The following is a 19,790-nucleotide window of genomic DNA, read 5'->3' as shown; positions in this document are numbered from 1 at the left end:
CACCGCACCGATACCCCCGCGGCCTACCGCCGCATGTCGCAGCCTGCATAGACTCGTTCCGGGGACAGGCCGAGAGGGGATTCCGGATGCGCGCTCGATCACTGTGGGCTCTCGCGCTGGCCGCGGGCCTGGTCGCGACGACCACTGCACCCGCCGCCGGGACCGACCCGGTCGACCTGGGCTCGGGCTACATCGTCGACACGGTCGACGTCATCTCCGACGACCAGGAAGCCGCTCTGTTCGATCGACTGAGCGACCTGTACGACGCCACCGGCGTCGACCTGTACGCGGTGTTCGTCGACGAGTTCACCAACCCCGCCGATGCGCAGTCGTGGGCCGACGACGTGGCCGCCGCCAACGGTCTTGGACCGCAGCAGTACCTCCTGGCCGTGGCGGTCGACGGCCGCCAGTACTACATCTCCGCCGACACCGCCGGCCCCCTCACGGATGCCCAGGTCGCCGCGCTCGAGGAGTCGATCGTGCCCGATCTGCGTGACGGCGACTACGCCGGCGCGGTCGAGACAGCCGCGGATGGCATCCAGGGGGAACTCGAGTCGGGGATCTCCGTCTGGGTCGTCCTTCTCCTGGTCGCCACCGTGATCTCGATCGGGGTGCTGGTGTGGCTGATCATCCGCCGGCGGCGCACGACGCGGAGCGCCGCAGGATCCACTCCGGCCACGACCATCGCCGACCTCGAGCGGCAGGCGTCGTCGGCACTGGTCCAGACCGACGACGCGGTCAAGACCAGCGAGCAGGAGCTCGGCTTCGCCCGCGCGCAGTTCGGAGACAAAGCCACCGCAGAGTTCGTCGACGCCCTGGCCACGGCCAGGCGTCTGTTGGATCAGGCGTTCACCCTCAAGCAGCGCCTCGACGACGAGGAACCGGACTCCGACTCGCAGAAGCGCGAGTGGAACCAGCAGATCATCTCGTTGTGCGGGCAGGCCAACGCCGGTCTCGATGACAAGGCGGAGGCGTTCGACGAGTTGCGGCGCCTGGAGCAGGACGCCCCGCAGGCGCTGTCGCGCGCCCAGGACGCCCACCGCGACACCACCGCGGCCCTGGACGACGCGCAAGAGCGCGTCTCCACGCTCGCCGGGTCCTACGCCCCCGAAGCCCTGGCCACCGTCGCCGACAACCCCGAGCAGGCGCGCGAGCGACTCGCGTTCGCCGGGGAACGCCTCTCCGCCGCCGACCGAGCCATCGCCGCCGGAGATCGCGGGGACGCCGCCGTCGCCATTCGCGCCGCCGAGGACGCCATCGCGCAGGCCGATCTGCTCGAGCAGGCCGTCCACCGCCTGGCCGCCGACCTCACCGAAGCCGAGCGCGGCGCCCAACACCTCCTGGCAGACCTCGAACAGGACGTCGTGACGGCGGCGACCCTTCCCGACCCGGACGGCCGGATCGCCGGCGTGATCGCCGCCACCCGCGCCGCGGTCGAGCAGGGTCGCGACGCGCTCACCGGTCCGCAGAAGCGCCCCCTCATGACGGTGCAAGCCCTGGAGGACGCGAACGCACGCATCGACGGAATCGTGCAGGAGGTGCGTGATCGGCAAGAGCAGGCTCGACGGGCCACTCAGATGCTCGACCAGCAGCTGACCCGCGCTCAAGCGCAGGTGTCGGCGGCGGAGGACTACATCACGGCACGGCGCGGCGCGGTCGGAGCCGAGGCGCGCACGCGTCTCGCCGAAGCCGGCGCCGCCCTGGTCCGGGCGCAGCAGCTGCGCACAGCCGACCCGGCCCAGGCGCTTCCGCACGCGCAGCGAGCCGATCAGCTGGCGGCGCAGGCGATCCGGTCCGCCCAGGGCGATGTCGGGTCCTTCGCGCCCACGATGAGGGGTTCACGCTCGGGCGGCGGCGACATGATGGGCGCCGTCCTCGGTGGCATCGTCATGAACTCGCTCCTGAGCGGTGGAGGCTCCGCGCGGGGCCGCCGGGGGGCGTCGCGCTCCCGGGGCGGATCATCACGCGGGGGCTTCCGTCCCGCCAGCTTCGGAGGCGGCGGCACCCGCGGCCGCCGGGGCGGAGGCCGCTTCTGACTGCGCCACCCCGCACTCGACCCCCATCCTCTCCCCATCCCGACCAGACCCATCGACAGGAAGGAACCTCGTGATGGCAAAGCAGTCCATCTTCGGCCGCATCTCCACCCTCATCAAGGCGAACGTCAACGCCCTGATCGACTCCGCCGAAGACCCGCAGAAGATGCTCGACCAGCTGGTGCGCGACTACACCAACAGCATCGCCGACGCCGAGTCGGCCATCGCCGAGACGATCGGCAACCTGCGTCTGCTCGAGCGCGACCACCAGGAGGACGTGCAGGCGGCCGCCGAGTGGGGCAACAAGGCCCTCGCCGCCAGCCGCAAAGCGGACGAGCTGCGGCAGTCCGGCCACGCCGCCGATGCGGACAAGTTCGACAACCTCGCCAAGATCGCGCTGCAGCGCCAGATCAGCGAGGAGAACGAAGCGAAGGCCATCGCCCCCACGATCGCCACGCAGACCGAGGTCGTCGAGAAGCTCAAGGACGGGCTGAACGGCATGAAGCAGAAGCTGGAGCAGCTGAAGGCCAAGCGCAGCGAGCTGCTCGCCCGGGCCAAGACCGCCGAGGCGCAGGTGAAGGTCCACGACGCGGTCCGCTCGATCGACGTCCTCGACCCGACGAGCGAACTCGGCCGCTTCGAAGACAAGGTCCGCCGCCAGGAGGCCCTCGCCGCCGGCAAGCAGGAGCTGGCCGCCTCGAGCATCGACGCGCAGTTCGAGGCTCTCGAAGATGTCGGCCAGCTCACCGAGGTCGAGGCGCGCCTGGCTGCGCTCAAGACCGGCGGGTCGTCGCAGGGTGCGCTCGGCTCCTGACGACTCCGCACGACGGCGGCGCCCGGCACCGGCCGGGCGCCGCCGTCGTGTCGGGGCAGGCGGATGCGGAGACGTCACCGGTGCGCGAGGATGAGGCGATGAGCCGTTTCGTCGTCGTGCCGCAATGGCAGGGGTCGGGTTCGTCGCGGGCGATGCAGCTCGTGGACGGAGCCGCCGCGATCGCGGGCGATCTCCCTCGCGCCGCAACGACTCCCGTGGAAGTCCCGCTGGAGGCGGGCGAGTCGCTGGGAAGCGGCGTGCGGCGACTGAGTTCGCTGGTGCGCGTGCGCGAGTGCGTCGAACGCGAACTGGAGTCCGGCGACGGACCCGCGATCGTCATCGGCGGGGACTGCGGGGTCGCGATCGGAGCGGTGTCCGCTGTCGCGGCACCCGACCTCGCTCTGGTGTGGTTCGACGCCCACGCCGACCTGCACACACCGGAGTCCTCACCCAGCGGCGCATTCGGCGGCATGGTGCTGCGGGCGATCCTCGGAGATGCGCCCGCGGCGCTCGCCGTGCCATCGGGCGTCATGGCCGATCATCGCGTCGTTCTGGCGGGAGCGCGCGACCTCGACCCGGCTGAGTCGGCGTTCCTCGACGCGTCTGCGGTAAGCACCCTCGGGCCGGACGCCCTCCGCGACCCGGATGCGTTCGCCGAGGCGGTGCGGGCCACGGACGCGTCGCGCGTGCACATCCACGTCGACCTCGACGTGCTCGATCCGGCCGCGATGGGCGGCGTCTCGCAGCCGGTGCCTTTCGGTCCGTCCGTCGCCGAGCTCGTGGGGGCGATCCGCGCCGTCCGCGATGTCCTTCCGATGGCGGGGGCCACCCTCACCGGTTTCTCCCCCGCATCCCCCGACGCCGCCGTGGACGACCTCGGAGCGATCCTGCGGGTCATCGGAGCCCTCGCGTGACCGACTCGATCTCGCGCCGCATCGAACGACGCCTCCCGCCCGTGCTCCTCGACTCGCCACTGAGTGCGATCGGCTTCCTCTACGCGACGGTCGTCGGCATGGTGTGGGGATTCCTCTGGAGTACCGGGCCGGTCGAGCGTCGCGGGCGCCTGTGGGTGTTTCGAGGCATGCCTGCATGGGCCTTCCCCCGGGGTGGGGTCTGCATGGGGGCGTGCTATCTGACCGGAACGCTGCCGGTGGATGCCGGCATCGTCCGCCACGAGAGCATCCACGCGGCGCAGTGGCGTCGCTTCGGATTCCTCATGCCGCTCCTGTACGCGCTCGAGGGGCGCGATGCCCTCCGCAACCGTTTCGAGGTCGATGCCGGTCTCGCCGACGGGCGATACGTCCCGCGCCGTCGTCGGTGACCTCAGCGCGCGGTTGCCAGCCCGAACCGCTCGGGCGTGCGGATGGACGACGCGGCGACACCGCGCACGTCGGTGAGGTGATCGACGATGTCGGCGGTGCCCAGGTATCCGCCGAGCAGGATCACACGGGTGTCGTCCCCGTCCTCGCAGAGCATCTCATCGGCCCACGCGATGACCGCCCGATGCACCGCCGCACCCGCTGGGCAGGCGCGACCGGACCCCGGTGCACCGGATCGGTTCGAGCGCGTCAGCCACGCCACCGTCATCCGCGCCGGCGCGTTGATCTCGCGAATCCACGACGGGTCCGGAACCTCGATGAACACGCGTCCGGTCGAGCAGAGGGGCAATGTCGCGAGCACCACCTCGAGATCGACCAGCGAGTCTTCATCGGCGGCGATGAGGTGCTGCACGCGCATGTGGCGCGGGGCACGGCACGCGGCCGTGCCGTGCTCGGTGGACGGGGTGCGCTCGGTCATGGTGGTCCCACTATACCCGAGGCAAGGCTCACCTAACCCGGAGAGCCGCCACCAGGCCCTCACGCGATGAGGACGCGCCCGAGCTCAGCCAGCTCGTCGTCGGACATCCCGTGCGCGCGGAGGTAGTCGGCGGCCGAGCCGTACCGCGCCGCCACATCGCCCAGCAGGCCCCGCATGACCGGGGCGGGCGACGTCGTCGCAAGCTCCTCGAGGTGTCGCGCATGCGGGTGGATCCGCCGCAGATGGGCGACCACGGCGGTGTTGCGCCACTCCGGCAGATGAGCCTCGGTCCGCGCGTAGTCGGCCACGATGTCCTCGGTGTCGACGCCGGCCGCGGCGAGCGCGATCGCGACCGTCACCCCGGTGCGGTCCTTTCCCACGGTGCAGTGCACGAGCACCGGCTGGTCCCGGGCGATCCCGCGGACGACCTCCACGACACGGGTCGCGGAGTCATCGACGAGCGATCGGTACAGCTCCGCCAGCGGCAGATCGCGGGCGAGGAAGGACTCGGCGGAGCCGAGGAACAGCGGCACGCGCAGAACCGGAAGGCCGAGCGCTTCGAGCGGGCTGGGTGCGTGGGCGACCTCGTCGTCGTCCCGCAGATCGATGACCCGCCGCAACCCGAACGTGCCGAGGGCGACGATCCCGGACCCGGTGAGACGCGCCAGATTCCCGGAGCGGTACAGCACGCCGTGCCGCGTCATGCCGGCGCCGGCGCGCAAGCCCCCGACGTCGCGCAGATTGACCGCTCCCGGAACGTCGGGCACGGAGGTCGTCACGTTCGCATGCCCCGAGATCCGACCGGGTATCGGCCCGCGATGGCGACCCGGTTGAAGGCGTTGATCGACACCAGCAGCCAGCTCAGCGCGACGTACTCCTCCTCGGCGAGGATTCCCCCCACCCGGTCGTACACCTCGTCGGGGATCCCGGCGTCGTGGATGTAGACATACGCCTCGGCCAGTTCGAGTGCGGCACGCTCGCGTTCGGAGAAGACACCGGACTCCCGCCACACCGGGATCTGCGCGATCGTATCGGCGTCGACGCCGGCCTTGACCGCCCGGTCGAGGTGCACGCGCACGCAATACGCGCATCCGTTGCGCTGCGACACGTGAATCTGCACGATCTCGGCCATCCGCGCATCGATACCGGCGTCTCGCGCAAGGGTGCCGGCCGTCTTGGAGAATGCGGCCAGCGCCTCATACGCCGCCGGCGCGGACCGGGACAGGTGCACGCGACGCTCTTCGCTCATGCGCCCAGGGTAGCCCCGGGTGCATGATGGAGCGCGTGAGCGACCCCGCAGACGAGTTCTCGTTCCTGGCCGCACAGGCCGCCGACGCCGGTCTCGACGGCCCCCTCCCCCACGCCGAGCGGGTATCGATGCAGCTTGCCGACGGCCGCACCCTCTCCGGTGTGGCCTACGGGTGGGAGGATGCCGCGCCGGGTCCGGCGGTGACCTTTCTGCACGGCGCTGGGCTGAACGCCCATACGTGGGACACGGTCGTGCTGGGCACCGGCGCGCCCGCGCTGGCCCTCGACCTGCCGGGGCACGGCGACTCCTCGTGGCGTGACGATGCGGCGTACGTCGCGCGCGTGCTCGCCCCGGACGTCGCCTCGGCCCTGGAACGGTGGACCGACCGCCCCCAAGTGGTGGTGGGGCATTCGCTGGGCGGCCTGACCGCGGCGGCGCTGGCCGCCTCCCGCCCCGATCTCATCGAGGAGTTGGTGATCGTCGACATCACTCCCGGCGTGGATCCGGACGGCGGGCCGTCGGAGCTGCGCGCCTTCTTCGCCGGCCCGACCGACTGGGCGTCGCGCGACGAGCTGGTCGACCGCGCCTTGTCGTTCGGCCTGGGCGGCGGCTCCCGCGAGAAGGTCGCGCGCGGGGTGTTCTTCAACTCCCGCGTGCGGGACGACGGACGCGTCGAGTGGAAGCACCACTTCGCGAGGCTGGCTGCGGATGCCGCCGCGGATCCCTCCTCCGCTTCGGATGCCCGCCGCCGCCAGGACGCCGTCGGAGCGCTCCTGGGCGCGAACGGGTGGGAAGACCTCGCCGAGGTCCGCGCACCGATCACCCTCGTGACGGGCACCCGGGGGTTCGTCACCGACACCGACGCCGCACACTTCCGGGAGCGCCTCCCCGCGGCTGCGCTGGTCTCGATCCCCTCCGGCCACAATGTCCAGGAAGAAGCGCCGCTCGAGCTGGCGGCGCTGGTCCGCGACCATCTGCGCCAATGATCCACCCTGTCTAACAACTCTGTTTCGTTCGAGGACGGCGGGTGTGCACCACGGGCCGACGTTGCCTAGGCTGTTGTGTCGCACGAGCATCCTCGTGCCCACCGCGGTCGCTCATCACCCCGACACTGCCGCGGATGCCCTCCGAAAGGACCACCATGCCCCGTCGTCCCCTGCGCGCAGCCGGCGCCCTCCTCGCCGCCGGAGCCCTCGTGCTGACCGGTTGCGCCGCCGGCTCCGACGAGCCGGCCCCCACGAGCACGGCCGCCGCCGACCCCGAGGCGTCGGTGGCCATTCGGTTGGTGCTGGAACCGGGCAACCTCGACATCCGGCAGACGGCGGGTGCAGCACTGGATCAGATCCTCATCGACAACGTGTACCAGGGCCTCGTCTCGCGCACGGCCGATCAGGAGATCGTCCCCACTCTGGCCGAGAGCTACGAGGTGTCCGACGACGGACTCACCTACACCTTCGACCTCCGCGAGGGCGTCACCTTCCACGACGGGCAGGAACTGACCGCAGACGACGTCGTCTGGTCGTTGGAGACCCGTCGCGACACCCCCGAGTGGCGAGACTCGGCCCGCCTGTCGAACGTCGAGTCGATCACCGCCGAGGACGGCACCGTGACGCTGACGCTCTCCGCCCCGGATTCGACCTTGCTGTGGAATCTCACCGGCCGCGCCGGCATCATCCTGAAGGAGGATGACGGGGTCGACTATCAGACCGATGCCAACGGCACCGGTCCCTTCGTCCTCGACGACTGGTTGCAGGGCGACAGCATCACGTTCACCCGCAACGACACGTATTGGGGCGATCCCGCCGGGGTCGCGGAGGTGTACTTCGACTACATCCCCGACAACCAGGCCGCGCTCAACGCGGCCCTGGCCGGCGAGGTCGACGTGGTGACCGGCTTCGATGCGACCCTCGGCGAGCAGATCGAGGCGGGGGGCGAGTTCGCGCTCGTGCTCGGTGAATCGACCGACAAGGGAACCCTCGCGTTCAACCAGACCGAGGACAGCCCCCTCGCCGACCAGCGGGTACGCCAAGCCGTCCGTCAGGCCATCGACCACGACGCCTTCATCGAGGCCGCTCAATCCGGCCAACCCCTTTACGGACCGATCCCCTCGTTGGACCCCGGGTACGAGGACCTCTCCGACGTCGCCCCGTACGACCCGGAGGCGGCGCGCGAGCTGCTCGCCGAGGCCGACGCCGAGGATCTCGAGCTCACGCTCACGATCCCGAACTTCTACCCCACGACGATCCCGCAGATCCTCGTGTCGAACCTCAACGAGGTCGGGATCACCCTCGAAGTCGAGTCGGTGGACTTCCCGACCTGGCTCAACGACGTCTACACGAACCGCGACTACGAGCTGAGCTTCGTCCTCCACACGGAGGCGCACGACTTCGAGAACTGGGCGAATCCCGACTACTACTTCACCTACGACAACCCCGAGGTGCAGGAGCTCTACGCCCAGTCCGTCGCCGCGACCGACCCGGCCGAGGCCGAGGCGTTCCTGGCCGAGGCCGCGCGCATCGTCTCGGAGGACGCGGCCGCCGACTGGCTCTACAACGGCGCCTCCGTCCTGGCCGTGGGCGCTAACATCTCGAACATGCCCTCGACCAACGTCAACGAGCGCCTCAACCTGTCAGAGATCACCAAGAGCGACGGGTGATCCGCTACGCGCTGACGCGACTGGCCCTGCTCCTGCTCGGTCTCTTCGTCGCCAGCGTGCTGATCTTCCTCACGCTGCGGGTGCTGCCCGGCGACATCGCCCAGGTGATCGCCGGGCAGAACTCCAGCCCTGAGCAGGTCATCGCGATCCGCAGCAGCCTCGGCCTGGACGCGCCGCTCGCGGTGCAGTACGTCGACTGGATCGGAGGCGTCTTCCGCGGCGACCTCGGCAGTTCCCTGCTCACCGGCACCCCCGTCGTCGACGAGCTCGCCGAGAAGGCGCGGGTGACCGTTCCCCTCGGCGTGATGTCGTTGCTCGTCGCCCTGTTCATCAGCTTCCCCCTCGGCGTCCTGTCCGCGCTGCGCCGCGGCAGGGCCGTCGGGACGGGCCTGAATGTCGCGGCGCAGACGGTCGCCGCTGTTCCCGTGGTCTGGGCGGGGATGATGCTCGTCGTGGTCTTCGCGGTGTGGCTCGGCTGGCTACCCGCGCAGGGATTCCCCCGCGCCGGTTGGTCCGATCCCCTCGCCGCCCTCCGGTCACTGCTTCTTCCGGCCCTGACCATCGGCGCCGTGGAGGGAGCGATGCTGATGCGGTTCGTGCGGTCGGCGACGCTGCAGGCCATCGGAGAGGACTATGTGCGCACCGCGGCGGCGAAGGGGCTCACGCGGACCGGCGCCCTGTTGCGGCACGGCCTGCCGGGCGTGGGACTGTCGGTGATCTCGGTCCTGGGGTTGCAGGTGGCGGGCATCATCGTCGGCGCCGTCGTCATCGAGGAGCTGTTCTCCCTTCCTGGCATCGGCCGGATGCTCGTCGAGGACGTCTCCACGCGCGACCTCCCCATGGTGCAGGGCGAGTTGCTCGCCCTCACCGGGTTCGTGTTGATCGTCGGGTTCCTCGTCGACCTCGGCCATCGGATGATCGATCCCCGACTGCGGGAGGCCGCATGACCGCGCCCGCCCGCCGAAGCTGGCACCGACGCCTGTGGTCGATCTCGACCGGGCGATTCGGTCTCATCGTCGTCCTCGTGGTGGTAGTCACCGCCGCGGTCTCCCTGATCTGGACGCCTTTCGACCCCCGGCAGGTGGATGTGCCGGGCCGCTGGACGACGCCCGGCTGGCCGCACGTGCTCGGCACCGACGCATCCGGACGCGACATCCTCAGCCTCATCATGGCCGGTGCCCGCACCACCGTCCTCGTCGCCGTCGGAGCCGGTGTCATCGCCACCGTCATCGGGATTGCCCTCGCCGCTCTCGGCGCTCTCACGGCCCGCTGGGTGCGCGAGTCGGTGGCCGTCCTCGTCGACGTGCTCATCGCCTTCCCGGTGCTGCTGATCGCGATGATGATCTCTTCGGTCTGGGGCGGTTCGCTCGCGGTGGTGATCTGGTCGGTCGGCATCGGCTTCGGTGTGAACATCGCGCGTGTGACGCGGCCGGAGCTGCGCCGCGTGCTCCACAGCGACTTCGTCCTGGCCGGGCGCGCCGCGGGTCTGACGCCGTTGCAGAACCTGGCGATCCACCTGCTGCCGAACGTCGCTCCGGTCTTCATCGTGCAGCTGTCCTGGGCGATGGCCGTGGCCGTGCTGGCTGAGGCCGGGCTGTCCTACCTCGGATTCGGAGCACCCGTCACCGAACCCAGCTGGGGCCTGCTGCTGGCGGAACTGCAGAGCTACATCACCATCCATCCGCTCTCCGTGGTCTGGCCGGGACTGGCGATCACCGTCACGGTCCTGGGACTGAACCTCCTCGGCGATGGGCTGCGCGAGGCGACCGATCCGACACTCGCCCGCCCGGGCGGCACAGCCCGCAACGCGAGGTCGCACGTCCCGGAGGTCGTCGCATGAGCCTCGACGTGGAGGACCTCCGGGTCGAGATCGACGGACGCCGCGTCGTCGACGGCGTCACCTTCACCGTGCCCGACGGGGCGCGCATGGGCTTGATCGGTGAGTCGGGGTCGGGCAAGTCCCTCACGGCACTTGCCGTGCTGGGTCTCCTGCCGGAGGGGGCGATCGCCTCCGGCAGCGTGCGGTGGCAGGGACGCGAGCTGATCGGCCTTCCCGACCGTGAGCTGGCCCGCCTGCGTGGCGACGAGATCGGGATCGTGTTCCAGGAACCGCGCACCGCGCTCAATCCCATCCGCACGATCGGGCGCCAGATCGCCGAGTCGGTGCGCATCCACGAGCGGGCCCCCCGCCGCGCGGCTTCCGCGCGGGCGGTGGAGGAGGCGCGTCGCGTCGCGCTCACCGATCCCGAACGCATCGTCGCCCGCTATCCGCACCAGCTCTCGGGCGGGCAGCGCCAACGCGCCGCGATCGCGATGGCCCTCGCCTGCCGCCCGGACCTTCTCATCGCCGACGAACCGACCACCGCACTGGATGTCACCATCCAGGCCGAGATCCTCGACATGCTCCTCTCACTCGTCGACGACGACGGCATGTCGCTGGTGTTCATCACGCACGACCTCGCGGTCCTCGCACAGATCGCCACCCATGGGGTGGTGCTCGAGCACGGTCGCGTCGTCGAGTCGGCATCGGTGGCCGACCTGCTCTCGCACCCGCGGTCCGAGATCACCCGCGGCCTGCTGCGCGATGCCACCGCAACGCTCTGGCGACCGGGCGGCGACGCATGACCGCCCCGGCCATCCGGGCCCGGGGGCTCGTCCGACGCTTCCGCGGTCCGCGGCCGACACCGTTCGCCGCGCCGACGTGGACGACGGCGTTGGACGACATCGACGTCGACGTCGACGCGGGCGCCAGCGTCGGGGTGATCGGCGAGTCCGGGTCGGGAAAATCCACGCTCGTCCGCGTGCTGCTGGGGTTGGACGCGCCGAACGCCGGTGTCGTGGAGGTCGATGATCGACAGGTCGACGCTCGGGCCCGAGCCCGCGACCTGCACTGGTTGCGTCGTCGCACCGGGATCGTCTTCCAGGATCCCTACGGCTCGCTGGACCCCCGTATGAGCGTCGGACGGATCATCGCCGAACCGCTCTTCGCCCTCGACGTCGGCGGCGACCGCCGGGCCCGTGTCCGGGAGGTGCTCGAACAGGTCGGACTCGACGCGGGGATGGCCGCCCGCTTTCCGCATGAGTTCTCCGGCGGACAGCGCCAACGCATCGCCCTGGCTCGCGCGATCGTGCATCGGCCGCGCATCCTGGTCGGGGATGAGCCGATGAGCGCACTGGATGTCACGGCGCGCGCGCAGATTCTCCGCCTGATCGAGGACCTCCGACGCCAGGAGGACTTCACCCTCCTGATGGTCTCGCATGACATCGGCGTCGTCCAGAACCTCTGCAGCGACGTGATCGTGATGAAGGACGGCCGCGTCGTCGAAGAGGGCCCGACCGAGAAGGTGCTTCTGCAGCCGCAGGTGGCATACACCCGGCGGCTCCTGGCGTCCATTCCGACGATCGAGCCGCCCCGCGCGTGACATCTCCGGCCACGCCGAGGCCCTTCCCCGTGTCGGGAAGGGGGCCTAGCCTCGGCACGTGACCGCCGACGCTCCTGTCCCGCCGCCCGCACCCTCGATCGTGCCGCCGTACGTCCTGGCGAGGATCGCCTCGACCCCGGAGACGGGCTGGCGCCGCGCCGCGGTCGCGGCCCGAGCCACTCTGCGCACACGACCGGCGCACCTCCCCGCACCGCCGTCTCCCGCGCACGTGCGAGGGCGGGGAACGGTGACGGCGGAGCGGGAGATCTCCGACGCGCAGCACCGTGAGGTCCTCCCCGGGGTGGTGGTCCGTCGGGAAGGGGATCCCCCCACCGATGACCTCGTGGTCGGTGACGCCTACGACGGGTTGGGGGCGACATCGACGTTCTTCCGCAACGCGTTCGGCCGCTCCGGGATCGACGCCGACGGCGGCGAGCTGCGCGCCACGGTCCACTACGGGCGCGCATACGACAACGCGTTCTGGAACGGCGAGCGCATGGTCTTCGGCGACGGTGACGGCGAGGTGTTCCGCGGCTTCGCCGGTTCCCTCACGGTCGTCGCCCACGAACTCGCGCACGGGGTCACCGAGAACGAAGGCGGACTGCGCTACCAGGGGCAGTCGGGGGCACTGAACGAGTCGCTCTCCGATGTCTTCGGCGCCTTGACCGAACAGTACACGCTCGCTCAGACGGTCGACCGGGCGACCTGGCTCATCGGCGCGGAGATCTTCACCGACCAGGTGCAAGGCCGCGCCCTCCGCTCACTCGCACAGCCCGGTACGGCCTACGACGACGATGTGCTGGGGCGCGACCCCCAGCCCGGACACCTCCGCGACTACGTCGTGACCTCGGACGACAACGGTGGGGTCCACATCAACTCCGGGATACCCAACAAGGCGTTCCACCTGGCCGCCGCCTCGCTGGGCGGATACGCGTGGGAGCGTGCAGGGCGTATCTGGTACGACACGCTCGTCTCCCGCGTCCTGCCGCACACCTGCGACTTCGTCACCTTCGCCCGCGCCACCACCGCGACGGCAGCCGCGGTGTACGGTGAGGCCTCGGAGGAGCTCGACGCCGTCCGGGAGGCCTGGATCGACGCCGGGGTGGAGGATGACCGCACCGGATGACCGTCGCCCAGGCGCCGGTTCGACCCGCCTCGTCGCGGTCACCGTACGGCGCACCGGCGGGTTCGCCGGCATTCCGCGGCAGTGGGAAGCCCACCCCGCCCCGGAGGATCCGATCCTCCCCGACCTGGTCGACCGGTGCCCGTGGGAGGCCGCAGCCGAGCCCCGCGCCCCCGCGGTGGACCGATTCGTGTGGGTTGTGACGGCTCGGTGGGAACCCGGCGGCCAGCAGCGCGTGGTGCTGTCCGATGAGACCATGACCGGCCCCTGGCGGGCACTCGTGGACGCGGTTCGAGAGGCGACCGCGTCCTGACTCAGCGGGAGAACAATCCGCGCTTGGCCTTCTTGCGGGGCTTCAGCGACTTCTGCAGGTAGATCGTTCCGAGCCACCGCCCGAACTTGAAGCCGACCCGCCCCATGCGGCCGACCTCTTCGAAGCCCAGCTTCTCGTGCAGGGCGATAGACCCCTCGGCACCTTTGTCGCTGATCACCGCGACGATCTCCCGGATACCCTGCTCTTCGCACGCCTCGATGAGCGCTTCGAGCAGCGCGCGCCCGAGGCCCTTTCCGGAAGCGGCCTGTCCCAGGTAGATCGAGTTCTCGACGGTGTAGCGGAACGAGGATTTCCCCGACCAGGGGGCGACCAGGGCGTAGCCGAGGACCTGGCCGGTCGGCGACTCGGCGACCAGGAACGGCAATCCGAGCTTCTGCAGGTGCGCGTACTTCTCCTGCCACTGCGTCAGCGTCCACCGCTTCTCATCGAAGGTGACCACGGAGTTGGTGACGTAGTAGTTGTAGATCTCGCGGATGTCGGGGATGTCGGTCTCCCGCGCCGGACGGATCTCGTACGTGAAGGCGCGCTCGGGCTCGGCACGCCGCCGCAGGTGGCGCGGGAGCGCCCGACGACTCTTCTCGTACTCCTCCTCCAGCATTCGGCCAGCCTACGCCGATCCTGGGAGGCGCCAGTCGACCGGATCCGCCCCGGCTTCCCGCAGCAGGTCATCGGTGCGCGAGAACGGTCGGGATCCGAAGAAACCTCGTCTCGCCGACAGCGGCGACGGATGCGCCGAGGCGACCACCGGCGTGTCTCGGAGAAGGGGGCGCAGGGTGCCGGCGTCGCGTCCCCACAGGATCGCCACGAGCGGGGTTTCCCGGTCGACGAGCGTGCGGATGGCGTGCTCCGTCACGTTCTCCCAGCCCCAGCCTCGATGCGAACCCGGCGCGCCCGGCGCGACGGTGAGGACGCGGTTGAGCAGCATGACACCCTGGTCGCTCCACGCCGAGAGGTCGCCGTGCGCCACCGGCGGGAGGCCGAGATCGTCGTGGAGCTCGCGGTAGATGTTGGCCAGGCTCCGCGGGATCGGCCGCACGTCGGCGTCGACCGCGAAGGCCAAGCCGATCGGATGGCCCGGGGTCGGGTAGGGATCCTGCCCGACGATGAGCACCTTGACCCGGTCCAGCGGGTGGGAGAAGACCCGGAGCACGTTCTCCCCGCCCGGCAGAAAGGAGCGACCGGCCGCGGATTCCGCGCGGAGACGCTCACCGAGCGCGGCGATATCGGGGGCGACCGGCGCAAGGGCATCGGCCCAGCCCGGATCGATCAGGCCGTCCTCCGCGAGCTCGTCGAGCGTGCGGGCCACCTCAGGCGGCGTCTTCCTCGATGACCGATCCTCGGGCCGACCAGGGGAAATCGATCCACAGCGCGGTGTCCTTGAACGCGTAGTCGGGCTGGATCACCGTCGAGGGCTTGGTGTAGATCGTCACCGACTTCACCTCGGCACCCTGCTGCGCGAGCAGGTCGACCGCGAGCGCGAGGGTCCGACCGCTGTCGGCGACATCGTCGACCAGCAGGACACGGCGCCCCTGGAGGTACTTCATGTCCAGCTCCGGGGGAAGCACTTCGGGGGCATCGAGCACGGTCCCGATGCCGGTGTAGAACTCGACGTTGATCGCACCGCAGTTCTTCACCCCGAGTCCGTACGCGATCGCCCCCGCGGGCAGCAGCCCGCCGCGCGCGATGGCCACGACCACTTCCGGCACGAACCCGTCGGCGACGATGCGCCGGCTGAGTTCGCGGCACGCCTCCCCGAATCCGTCCCACGTCAACGTCTCACGCTCGATGTCCAACGGGACTCCCTTCGGTGTGTTTCCAGCTTATTGCCCCGCCGCGGCGCGGCTGAGCCGCGGTGTAGTCTCGGCCCGTGGCTGACCCGACCCCCGTCCTGCGCAGATCCGCCCTCGGCATCACTGCCGGCCTCATCGGCTGGCTGATCCTCGTCGAGATCACCAGCGGCATCCTCCAGGGCTACTACGTCCCGCTGTTCAGCGACATCGTGCTGCACCTGGGGATCACCGACGCCGATGTCAACTGGTTCGAGGCGGCGCAGCTGCTCCTGAGCTCGATCGTGGTGCCGGTGCTGGCCAAGCTCGGCGACATGTTCGGCCACAAGCGGGTGCTGCTGATCGCGACGGTGCTGACAGCCGGCGCAACGTGGTGGGTCGCGTTCGCCGACAACTTCTGGGTGTTCCTGATCGCCTGGGCCCTGCAGGGCTTCTACGTCGTCTGGCTGCCGCTGGAGGTCGCGCTGATCTTCGAGCGCGGACGGCGTCAGCAGCACGGCGTGTCGGCGACCCGGCGTGCGGCCGGATTGCTCGTCGTGGGGCTCGAGGCCGGGGCCATCCTCGGCGCGCTCGCGGCGGGGCGGATCTTCGCCGCGACCGCCGAGAACCTCACCGTGACGCTGATGATCCCGGCGGTCGCCGTCACCGGATGCTTCTTCGTCATCCTCTTCGGCGTTCCCGAATCCGAGCCGCTCCCGGGGCGCCGACTCGACACCGGCGGCTTCGTCATCCTCACCCTGGGGCTGCTGCTGGTCACGGGTTCGCTGACGTTCCTCCGTCTGAACGGTCCCGGGTTCGCGTGGACGTGGGTGCTGCTGGCGGCGGGTGTCGGCGCCCTGGCGTTCTTCGTGTGGTTCGAACTGCGCCAGGACGACCCGGCGGTCGACATCCGCGTGTTCCGACGACCGGAGATGTGGCCGGTGCAGGTCACGGCGTTCCTCGTCGGCATCAGCCTGCTCGGCGCGCAGGGCCCGCTGTCCACCTACGCCGGCACCGACACCTCGCTCGGGTACGGCCTGGGGCTGGACGCGACGGACCGTTCCAACCTCATCGGCGTGTACATCGCATCCCTCGCCGTCGGCGCCGTGCTGTTCGCGGTGACCTCGCGGAAGGCCGCACCGCGGACGGTGCTCATCGGCGCGGCGATGTGCGTCGCCGCGGGGTATCTCATCCTGATCCCGTTCCACACCGAGCTGTGGCAGGTCGTCATCGCGCTGGTCATCGCGGGGATCGGATCCGGCGCACTGGTGGCCGCGATGCCGGCCGCCGCGGCCGCCGCCGCTCCGCGCGGGCAGACGGGCGTGGCCTCAGCCCTCACGAACACGACGAAGACCATCGGCGGCACGTTCGCGTCTGCCGTCTTCGGCGTCGTGCTCGCCGCCGGCGCCGGAGCGGTCGCCAGCTCCACCGCCGCCTCGCTCGGCGGCTACATCACGGTGTGGGTGATCTGCGCCGCCGGCGGGGTTCTCGCCGCCATCCTGCTGTTCTTCGTTCCGAAGGTCGCCTTCGCCGACGAGCTCCCGGAGTCGGCCGAGGCCGTCGCCGGCGAGTCTCAGATCATCTGATCGCGGGGCGGACGCACCCGCAGCGGTCCGCGAGCGAGCAGATGCTGCGCCGACTGCGCCACCGGCCGCATCGTGATCAGATCGAGGTTCACGTGCCCGGGGGTGCCCAGCGCGTAGGCGATGACATCGGCGACGTCTTCGGCCACCAACGGGTTCTCGACCCCCTCGTAGACGCGGTCGGTCGCGAGCTGGTCTCCGCCGAGCCGGTTGAGCGTGAACTCCTCGGTGTAGACCATGCCCGGGGCGATCTCGACCACCCGGATCGGTTCGCCGTTCAGCTCGAGGCGGAGGTCCTGCAGCAGCATCGATTCCCCGGCCTTCGCCGCGTTGTACCCGCCACCGCCGGCATACGGGGTCCGTGAAGCGGTGGAGGTGACGAACAGGGTGTCGGCGTGGCCGGTCTGCTCCGCGGCTTCGCGCAGGAGCGGCAGGAGGTGAGCCACGAGACGCTGGGCCGACATGACGTTCGCCTCGAACATCCATCGCCAGTCATCCGGGGACCCCTCCTCGACCCGGTCGGTTCCCCGGGCGCCGCCCGCGACGTGGACCAGCGCATGGACGGGACCGGATTCGGCCAGGAACCGGGTCAACGCCTCGATGTCGGTCTCGCGGGTGAGGTCCGCCGCGAACGCCGTCGCGCCGATCTCGGACTCGAGGGCCTCGAGGCGTTCGGCACGCCGCGCGACCGCGACCACATCCCACCCCGCCGAGCGCATCGCCCGGGCCGTCGCCTCGCCGATTCCGGAACTGGCACCGGTCACCACTGCACGCCTGGTCATGCCCCCACCGTATCCCCGCGGCGACGCGAAGATTACGCCCTGTGTCTCCGGCGTTGTCATGTGCACGGCCACTCCGTAGTCTCTGACACGGCCCGCGACGCCCGCCGCGAGCCCCCACGACCACAGGAGCGAGTCATGTCCGCACCCGAGAACTGGCGCTTCGAGACCAAGCAGGTCCACTCCGGAGCGCAGCCCGACCCGACGACGAAGTCGCGTGCGACCCCGATCTACCAGACCACCTCGTACGTCTTCGACAACACCGACCACGCCGCGAACCTGTTCTCGCTGGCCGAGTTCGGCAACATCTACACGCGCATCATGAATCCGACCCAGGACGTGGTGGAGCAGCGCATCGCCGCTCTCGAGGGGGGCACCGGCGCGCTGCTGGTCGCGTCGGGGCAGGCGGCGGAGACCTTCGCGGTGCTCAACATCGCCGAGGCCGGCGATCACATCGTCTCGTCGAGCTCGATCTACGGGGGCACGTACAACCTGTTCAAGTACACCCTGGCCAAGCTCGGAATCGAGACGACCTTCGTCGAGAATCAGGACGACCCGGAGGAATGGCGCGCCGCGGTGCGCCCGAACACGAAGCTCTTCTTCGCTGAGACCATCGGAAACCCGAAGATCAATGTGCTCGACATCCGCACCGTCGCCGACGTCGCACACGAGGCGGGCGTGCCGCTCATCGTCGACAACACGATCGCGACCCCGTACCTGATCCGCCCGCTCGAGCACGGCGCCGACATCGTCATCCATTCGGCCACCAAGTTCCTCGGCGGCCACGGCACCGTCATCGGCGGCACCATCGTCGACGGCGGACGCTTCCCCTGGAGCGAGCACGCGGAGAAGTTCCCGGGGCTGACCACCCCTGACCCGTCGTACCACGGCGCGGTGTACACGCAGGCGGTCGGCGACGGCCTGGCCTATGTCATCAAGGCGCGCGTGCAACTGCTCCGCGACCTGGGATCGTCCATATCGCCCCAGAGCGCGTGGCAGCTCATCCAGGGCATCGAGACCCTCTCGCTGCGCATCGAGCGCCACGTGCAGAACGCGCAGGACATCGCCGAATGGCTCGACGCCCACGAGGACGTCGCGTCGGTGAACTACTCCGGCCTGCCGACCTCGCCGTGGTACGCCGCGGCCAACCGCTACGCCCCGAAGGGCGTGGGCGCCGTGCTCTCCTTCGAGCTGAAGGGCGGCGTGGACGCCGGCCGCGAGTTCGTCAACTCGCTCGAGCTGTTCAGCCACCTGGCGAACATCGGCGACGTCCGCTCGCTCGTCATCCACCCCGCCTCGACCACCCACTCGCAGCTCAGCCCCGAGCAGCAGCTCACCGCCGGTGTCACCCCGGGCCTGGTGCGCCTGTCGGTCGGCATCGAGAACGTCGAAGACCTCAAGGCCGACCTGCAGCAGGCGCTTTCGGCCGCCCGCCGGGTCTCCGAGGCAGCCCGCGCCTGAGGACCGCCGACGCGCCCGCCTCCTGAGAGGACGGGCGCGTCGGCGATCTGTCGCGGTCAGCCCCGGATCTTCGGACGCACGGAGCCGAGCCCGCCATCGACCCCCAGGACCTGACCGGTGATCCAGGAGTTCGCCGGATCGAGCAGGAACACCGCCGCACGCGCGACGTCTTCCGGTTCGCCCAGACGCCCCAGGGCGTGCATCGCCTCGGAAACTCTCCGCGACCCCTCCGTCTCCGTGAGGGATGCCGTCAAGGGCGTCTGAGTGAGACCGGGTGCCACGGCGTTCACCCGCAACCCGCTGGACGCGTACGTCGCCGCCGCCGACAGCGTGAGGCCCATCACACCCGCTTTCGCCGCCGCGATGGCCTCGTGGTTCGACAGCCCGGCCATCGCCGCGGCGGACGAGACCAAGACCACCGACCCGCCCCGGCGCATGTGCCTGCCGGCGGCGCGAACCGTCGCGAACGCGGTATGGAGGGATGCCGACACGACGTCGTCGAACTGCGCGCGTGAGGTGAGGTGAGCGGGTTTGAGCAACATCGAGCCGGCGAAGCAGGCCACGCCGTCGAGCTCCCCCGCCTGCGCGACGGCCGCGTCGACGGCGTCGAAATCGCTCGCGTCGAGGACGAGGTCGGCCCCCGGGCTTCGGGAGGTGGTCACGACGTCGTGGCCACCGGCATGCAGCAGGTCGCGGGTGGCTGAGCCGATGGCGCTCGAAGCGGCGATGAGGAGGAATCGGGCCATGGGTCCATCCTCCCGCCGTTCCGCCGC

Annotated in this window: 22 protein-coding genes; 14 read left to right on the top strand and 8 right to left on the bottom strand. The window is 70.4% G+C overall.

The features are described from left to right. Positions 1–86: 86 nt before the first annotated feature. From RZO50_RS09045 to RZO50_RS09030, 4 genes are all read left to right on the top strand, one after another. Positions 87–2,036: a TPM domain-containing protein gene (locus tag RZO50_RS09045; RefSeq protein WP_322599382.1), complete on the top strand. Its 1,950-nt coding sequence runs from the start codon at positions 87–89 to the stop codon at positions 2,034–2,036. A gap of 73 nt (positions 2,037–2,109) precedes the next feature. Further along, positions 2,110–2,847 (top strand): PspA/IM30 family protein, encoded by a 738-nt coding sequence (locus tag RZO50_RS09040; protein ID WP_322599381.1) that lies wholly within the window; start codon positions 2,110–2,112, stop codon positions 2,845–2,847. Between the two features lie 98 nt (positions 2,848–2,945). After that, complete coding sequence (locus tag RZO50_RS09035) at positions 2,946–3,761, top strand: arginase family protein (RefSeq protein WP_322599380.1); 816 nt, start codon at positions 2,946–2,948, stop codon at positions 3,759–3,761. Beyond that, positions 3,758–4,168, top strand: coding sequence for a Fe-S oxidoreductase (locus RZO50_RS09030; RefSeq protein ID WP_322599379.1), 411 nt, complete (start codon positions 3,758–3,760; stop codon positions 4,166–4,168). The genes RZO50_RS09035 and RZO50_RS09030 overlap by 4 nt, the downstream gene beginning before the upstream one ends. A 2-nt stretch (positions 4,169–4,170) precedes the next feature. On the opposite strand, the gene RZO50_RS09025 is transcribed toward RZO50_RS09030, so the two are convergent. The 3 genes from RZO50_RS09025 to RZO50_RS09015 are packed head-to-tail and all read right to left on the bottom strand — an operon-like array spanning position 4,171 to position 5,893. Beyond that, on the bottom strand, positions 4,171–4,644 hold the full coding sequence (locus RZO50_RS09025) for an SIP domain-containing protein (protein ID WP_322599378.1): 474 nt from the start codon (positions 4,642–4,644) through the stop codon (positions 4,171–4,173). A gap of 59 nt (positions 4,645–4,703) precedes the next feature. After that, positions 4,704–5,423, bottom strand: coding sequence for a tyrosine-protein phosphatase (locus RZO50_RS09020; RefSeq protein ID WP_322599377.1), 720 nt, complete (start codon positions 5,421–5,423; stop codon positions 4,704–4,706). Then, positions 5,420–5,893 (bottom strand): carboxymuconolactone decarboxylase family protein, encoded by a 474-nt coding sequence (locus RZO50_RS09015; protein ID WP_322599376.1) that lies wholly within the window; start codon positions 5,891–5,893, stop codon positions 5,420–5,422. The genes RZO50_RS09020 and RZO50_RS09015 overlap by 4 nt, the downstream gene beginning before the upstream one ends. A gap of 26 nt (positions 5,894–5,919) precedes the next feature. Here RZO50_RS09015 and RZO50_RS09010 point away from each other — a divergent pair, with 26 nt between their 5' ends. The 8 genes from RZO50_RS09010 to RZO50_RS08975 all read left to right on the top strand — a co-directional run bounded on the left by RZO50_RS09010 (position 5,920) and on the right by RZO50_RS08975 (position 13,407). Next, positions 5,920–6,879 carry an alpha/beta fold hydrolase gene (locus RZO50_RS09010; protein ID WP_322599581.1) on the top strand — a complete coding sequence of 320 codons (960 nt, stop codon included), beginning with the start codon at positions 5,920–5,922 and terminating at the stop codon, positions 6,877–6,879. A 155-nt stretch (positions 6,880–7,034) separates the two neighbouring features. Continuing rightward, positions 7,035–8,549, top strand: coding sequence for an ABC transporter substrate-binding protein (locus RZO50_RS09005; protein ID WP_322599375.1), 1,515 nt, complete (start codon positions 7,035–7,037; stop codon positions 8,547–8,549). Further along, positions 8,546–9,496, top strand: a complete 951-nt coding sequence (locus tag RZO50_RS09000) for an ABC transporter permease (RefSeq protein WP_322599374.1) — start codon at positions 8,546–8,548, stop codon at positions 9,494–9,496. Before RZO50_RS09005 ends, RZO50_RS09000 begins: the two co-directional genes overlap by 4 nt. After that, positions 9,493–10,389: an ABC transporter permease gene (locus RZO50_RS08995; RefSeq protein WP_322599373.1), complete on the top strand. Its 897-nt coding sequence runs from the start codon at positions 9,493–9,495 to the stop codon at positions 10,387–10,389. Before RZO50_RS09000 ends, RZO50_RS08995 begins: the two co-directional genes overlap by 4 nt. Further along, complete coding sequence (locus tag RZO50_RS08990; protein WP_322599372.1) at positions 10,386–11,174, top strand: ABC transporter ATP-binding protein; 789 nt, start codon at positions 10,386–10,388, stop codon at positions 11,172–11,174. Before RZO50_RS08995 ends, RZO50_RS08990 begins: the two co-directional genes overlap by 4 nt. After that, entirely contained in the window at positions 11,171–11,971 is an 801-nt protein-coding gene (locus RZO50_RS08985) for an ABC transporter ATP-binding protein (protein ID WP_322599371.1), read from the top strand. The genes RZO50_RS08990 and RZO50_RS08985 overlap by 4 nt, the downstream gene beginning before the upstream one ends. Positions 11,972–12,029: 58 nt before the next feature. Then, positions 12,030–13,097, top strand: a complete 1,068-nt coding sequence (locus RZO50_RS08980) for a M4 family metallopeptidase (RefSeq protein WP_322599370.1) — start codon at positions 12,030–12,032, stop codon at positions 13,095–13,097. Further along, positions 13,081–13,407, top strand: a complete 327-nt coding sequence (locus RZO50_RS08975) for a protealysin inhibitor emfourin (protein WP_322599369.1) — start codon at positions 13,081–13,083, stop codon at positions 13,405–13,407. The genes RZO50_RS08980 and RZO50_RS08975 overlap by 17 nt, the downstream gene beginning before the upstream one ends. A 1-nt stretch (position 13,408) precedes the next feature. On the opposite strand, the gene RZO50_RS08970 is transcribed toward RZO50_RS08975, so the two are convergent. From RZO50_RS08970 to RZO50_RS08960, 3 genes are read right to left on the bottom strand one after another with little or no spacing between them, the layout of a single operon-like run. After that, positions 13,409–14,026 carry a GNAT family N-acetyltransferase gene (locus RZO50_RS08970; RefSeq protein ID WP_322599368.1) on the bottom strand — a complete coding sequence of 206 codons (618 nt, stop codon included), beginning with the start codon at positions 14,024–14,026 and terminating at the stop codon, positions 13,409–13,411. Between the two features lie 9 nt (positions 14,027–14,035). Then, complete coding sequence (locus RZO50_RS08965; protein WP_322599367.1) at positions 14,036–14,734, bottom strand: uracil-DNA glycosylase; 699 nt, start codon at positions 14,732–14,734, stop codon at positions 14,036–14,038. Position 14,735: 1 nt separating this feature from the next. Further along, positions 14,736–15,221, bottom strand: a complete 486-nt coding sequence (locus RZO50_RS08960; protein ID WP_322599366.1) for a phosphoribosyltransferase — start codon at positions 15,219–15,221, stop codon at positions 14,736–14,738. A gap of 74 nt (positions 15,222–15,295) precedes the next feature. Between RZO50_RS08960 and RZO50_RS08955 the strand changes: the two genes are divergently transcribed. Next, entirely contained in the window at positions 15,296–16,780 is a 1,485-nt protein-coding gene (locus RZO50_RS08955) for an MFS transporter (RefSeq protein WP_322599365.1), read from the top strand. On the opposite strand, the gene RZO50_RS08950 is transcribed toward RZO50_RS08955, so the two are convergent. Continuing rightward, positions 16,768–17,559, bottom strand: coding sequence for an SDR family oxidoreductase (locus tag RZO50_RS08950; protein WP_322599364.1), 792 nt, complete (start codon positions 17,557–17,559; stop codon positions 16,768–16,770). The two genes, RZO50_RS08955 and RZO50_RS08950, sit on opposite strands and share 13 nt — an antisense overlap. Positions 17,560–17,694: 135 nt before the next feature. On the opposite strand from RZO50_RS08950, the gene RZO50_RS08945 reads away from it, so the two are divergent. Further along, positions 17,695–19,017: a bifunctional o-acetylhomoserine/o-acetylserine sulfhydrylase gene (locus tag RZO50_RS08945; protein ID WP_322599363.1), complete on the top strand. Its 1,323-nt coding sequence runs from the start codon at positions 17,695–17,697 to the stop codon at positions 19,015–19,017. Between the two features lie 56 nt (positions 19,018–19,073). On the opposite strand, the gene RZO50_RS08940 is transcribed toward RZO50_RS08945, so the two are convergent. Further along, the gene (locus tag RZO50_RS08940; RefSeq protein WP_322599362.1) at positions 19,074–19,763 is read right to left on the bottom strand and encodes an SDR family NAD(P)-dependent oxidoreductase; all 690 of its coding nucleotides are present in this window, start codon (positions 19,761–19,763) and stop codon (positions 19,074–19,076) included. Positions 19,764–19,790 lie beyond the last annotated feature (27 nt).

It is taken from the genome of Microbacterium xanthum (genome assembly GCF_034531355.1).
GTDB lineage: Bacteria > Actinomycetota > Actinomycetes > Actinomycetales > Microbacteriaceae > Microbacterium > Microbacterium xanthum.
The sequence above is the reverse complement of the archived record's forward strand: the minus strand, read 5'-3'. Positions and strand labels throughout refer to the sequence as shown.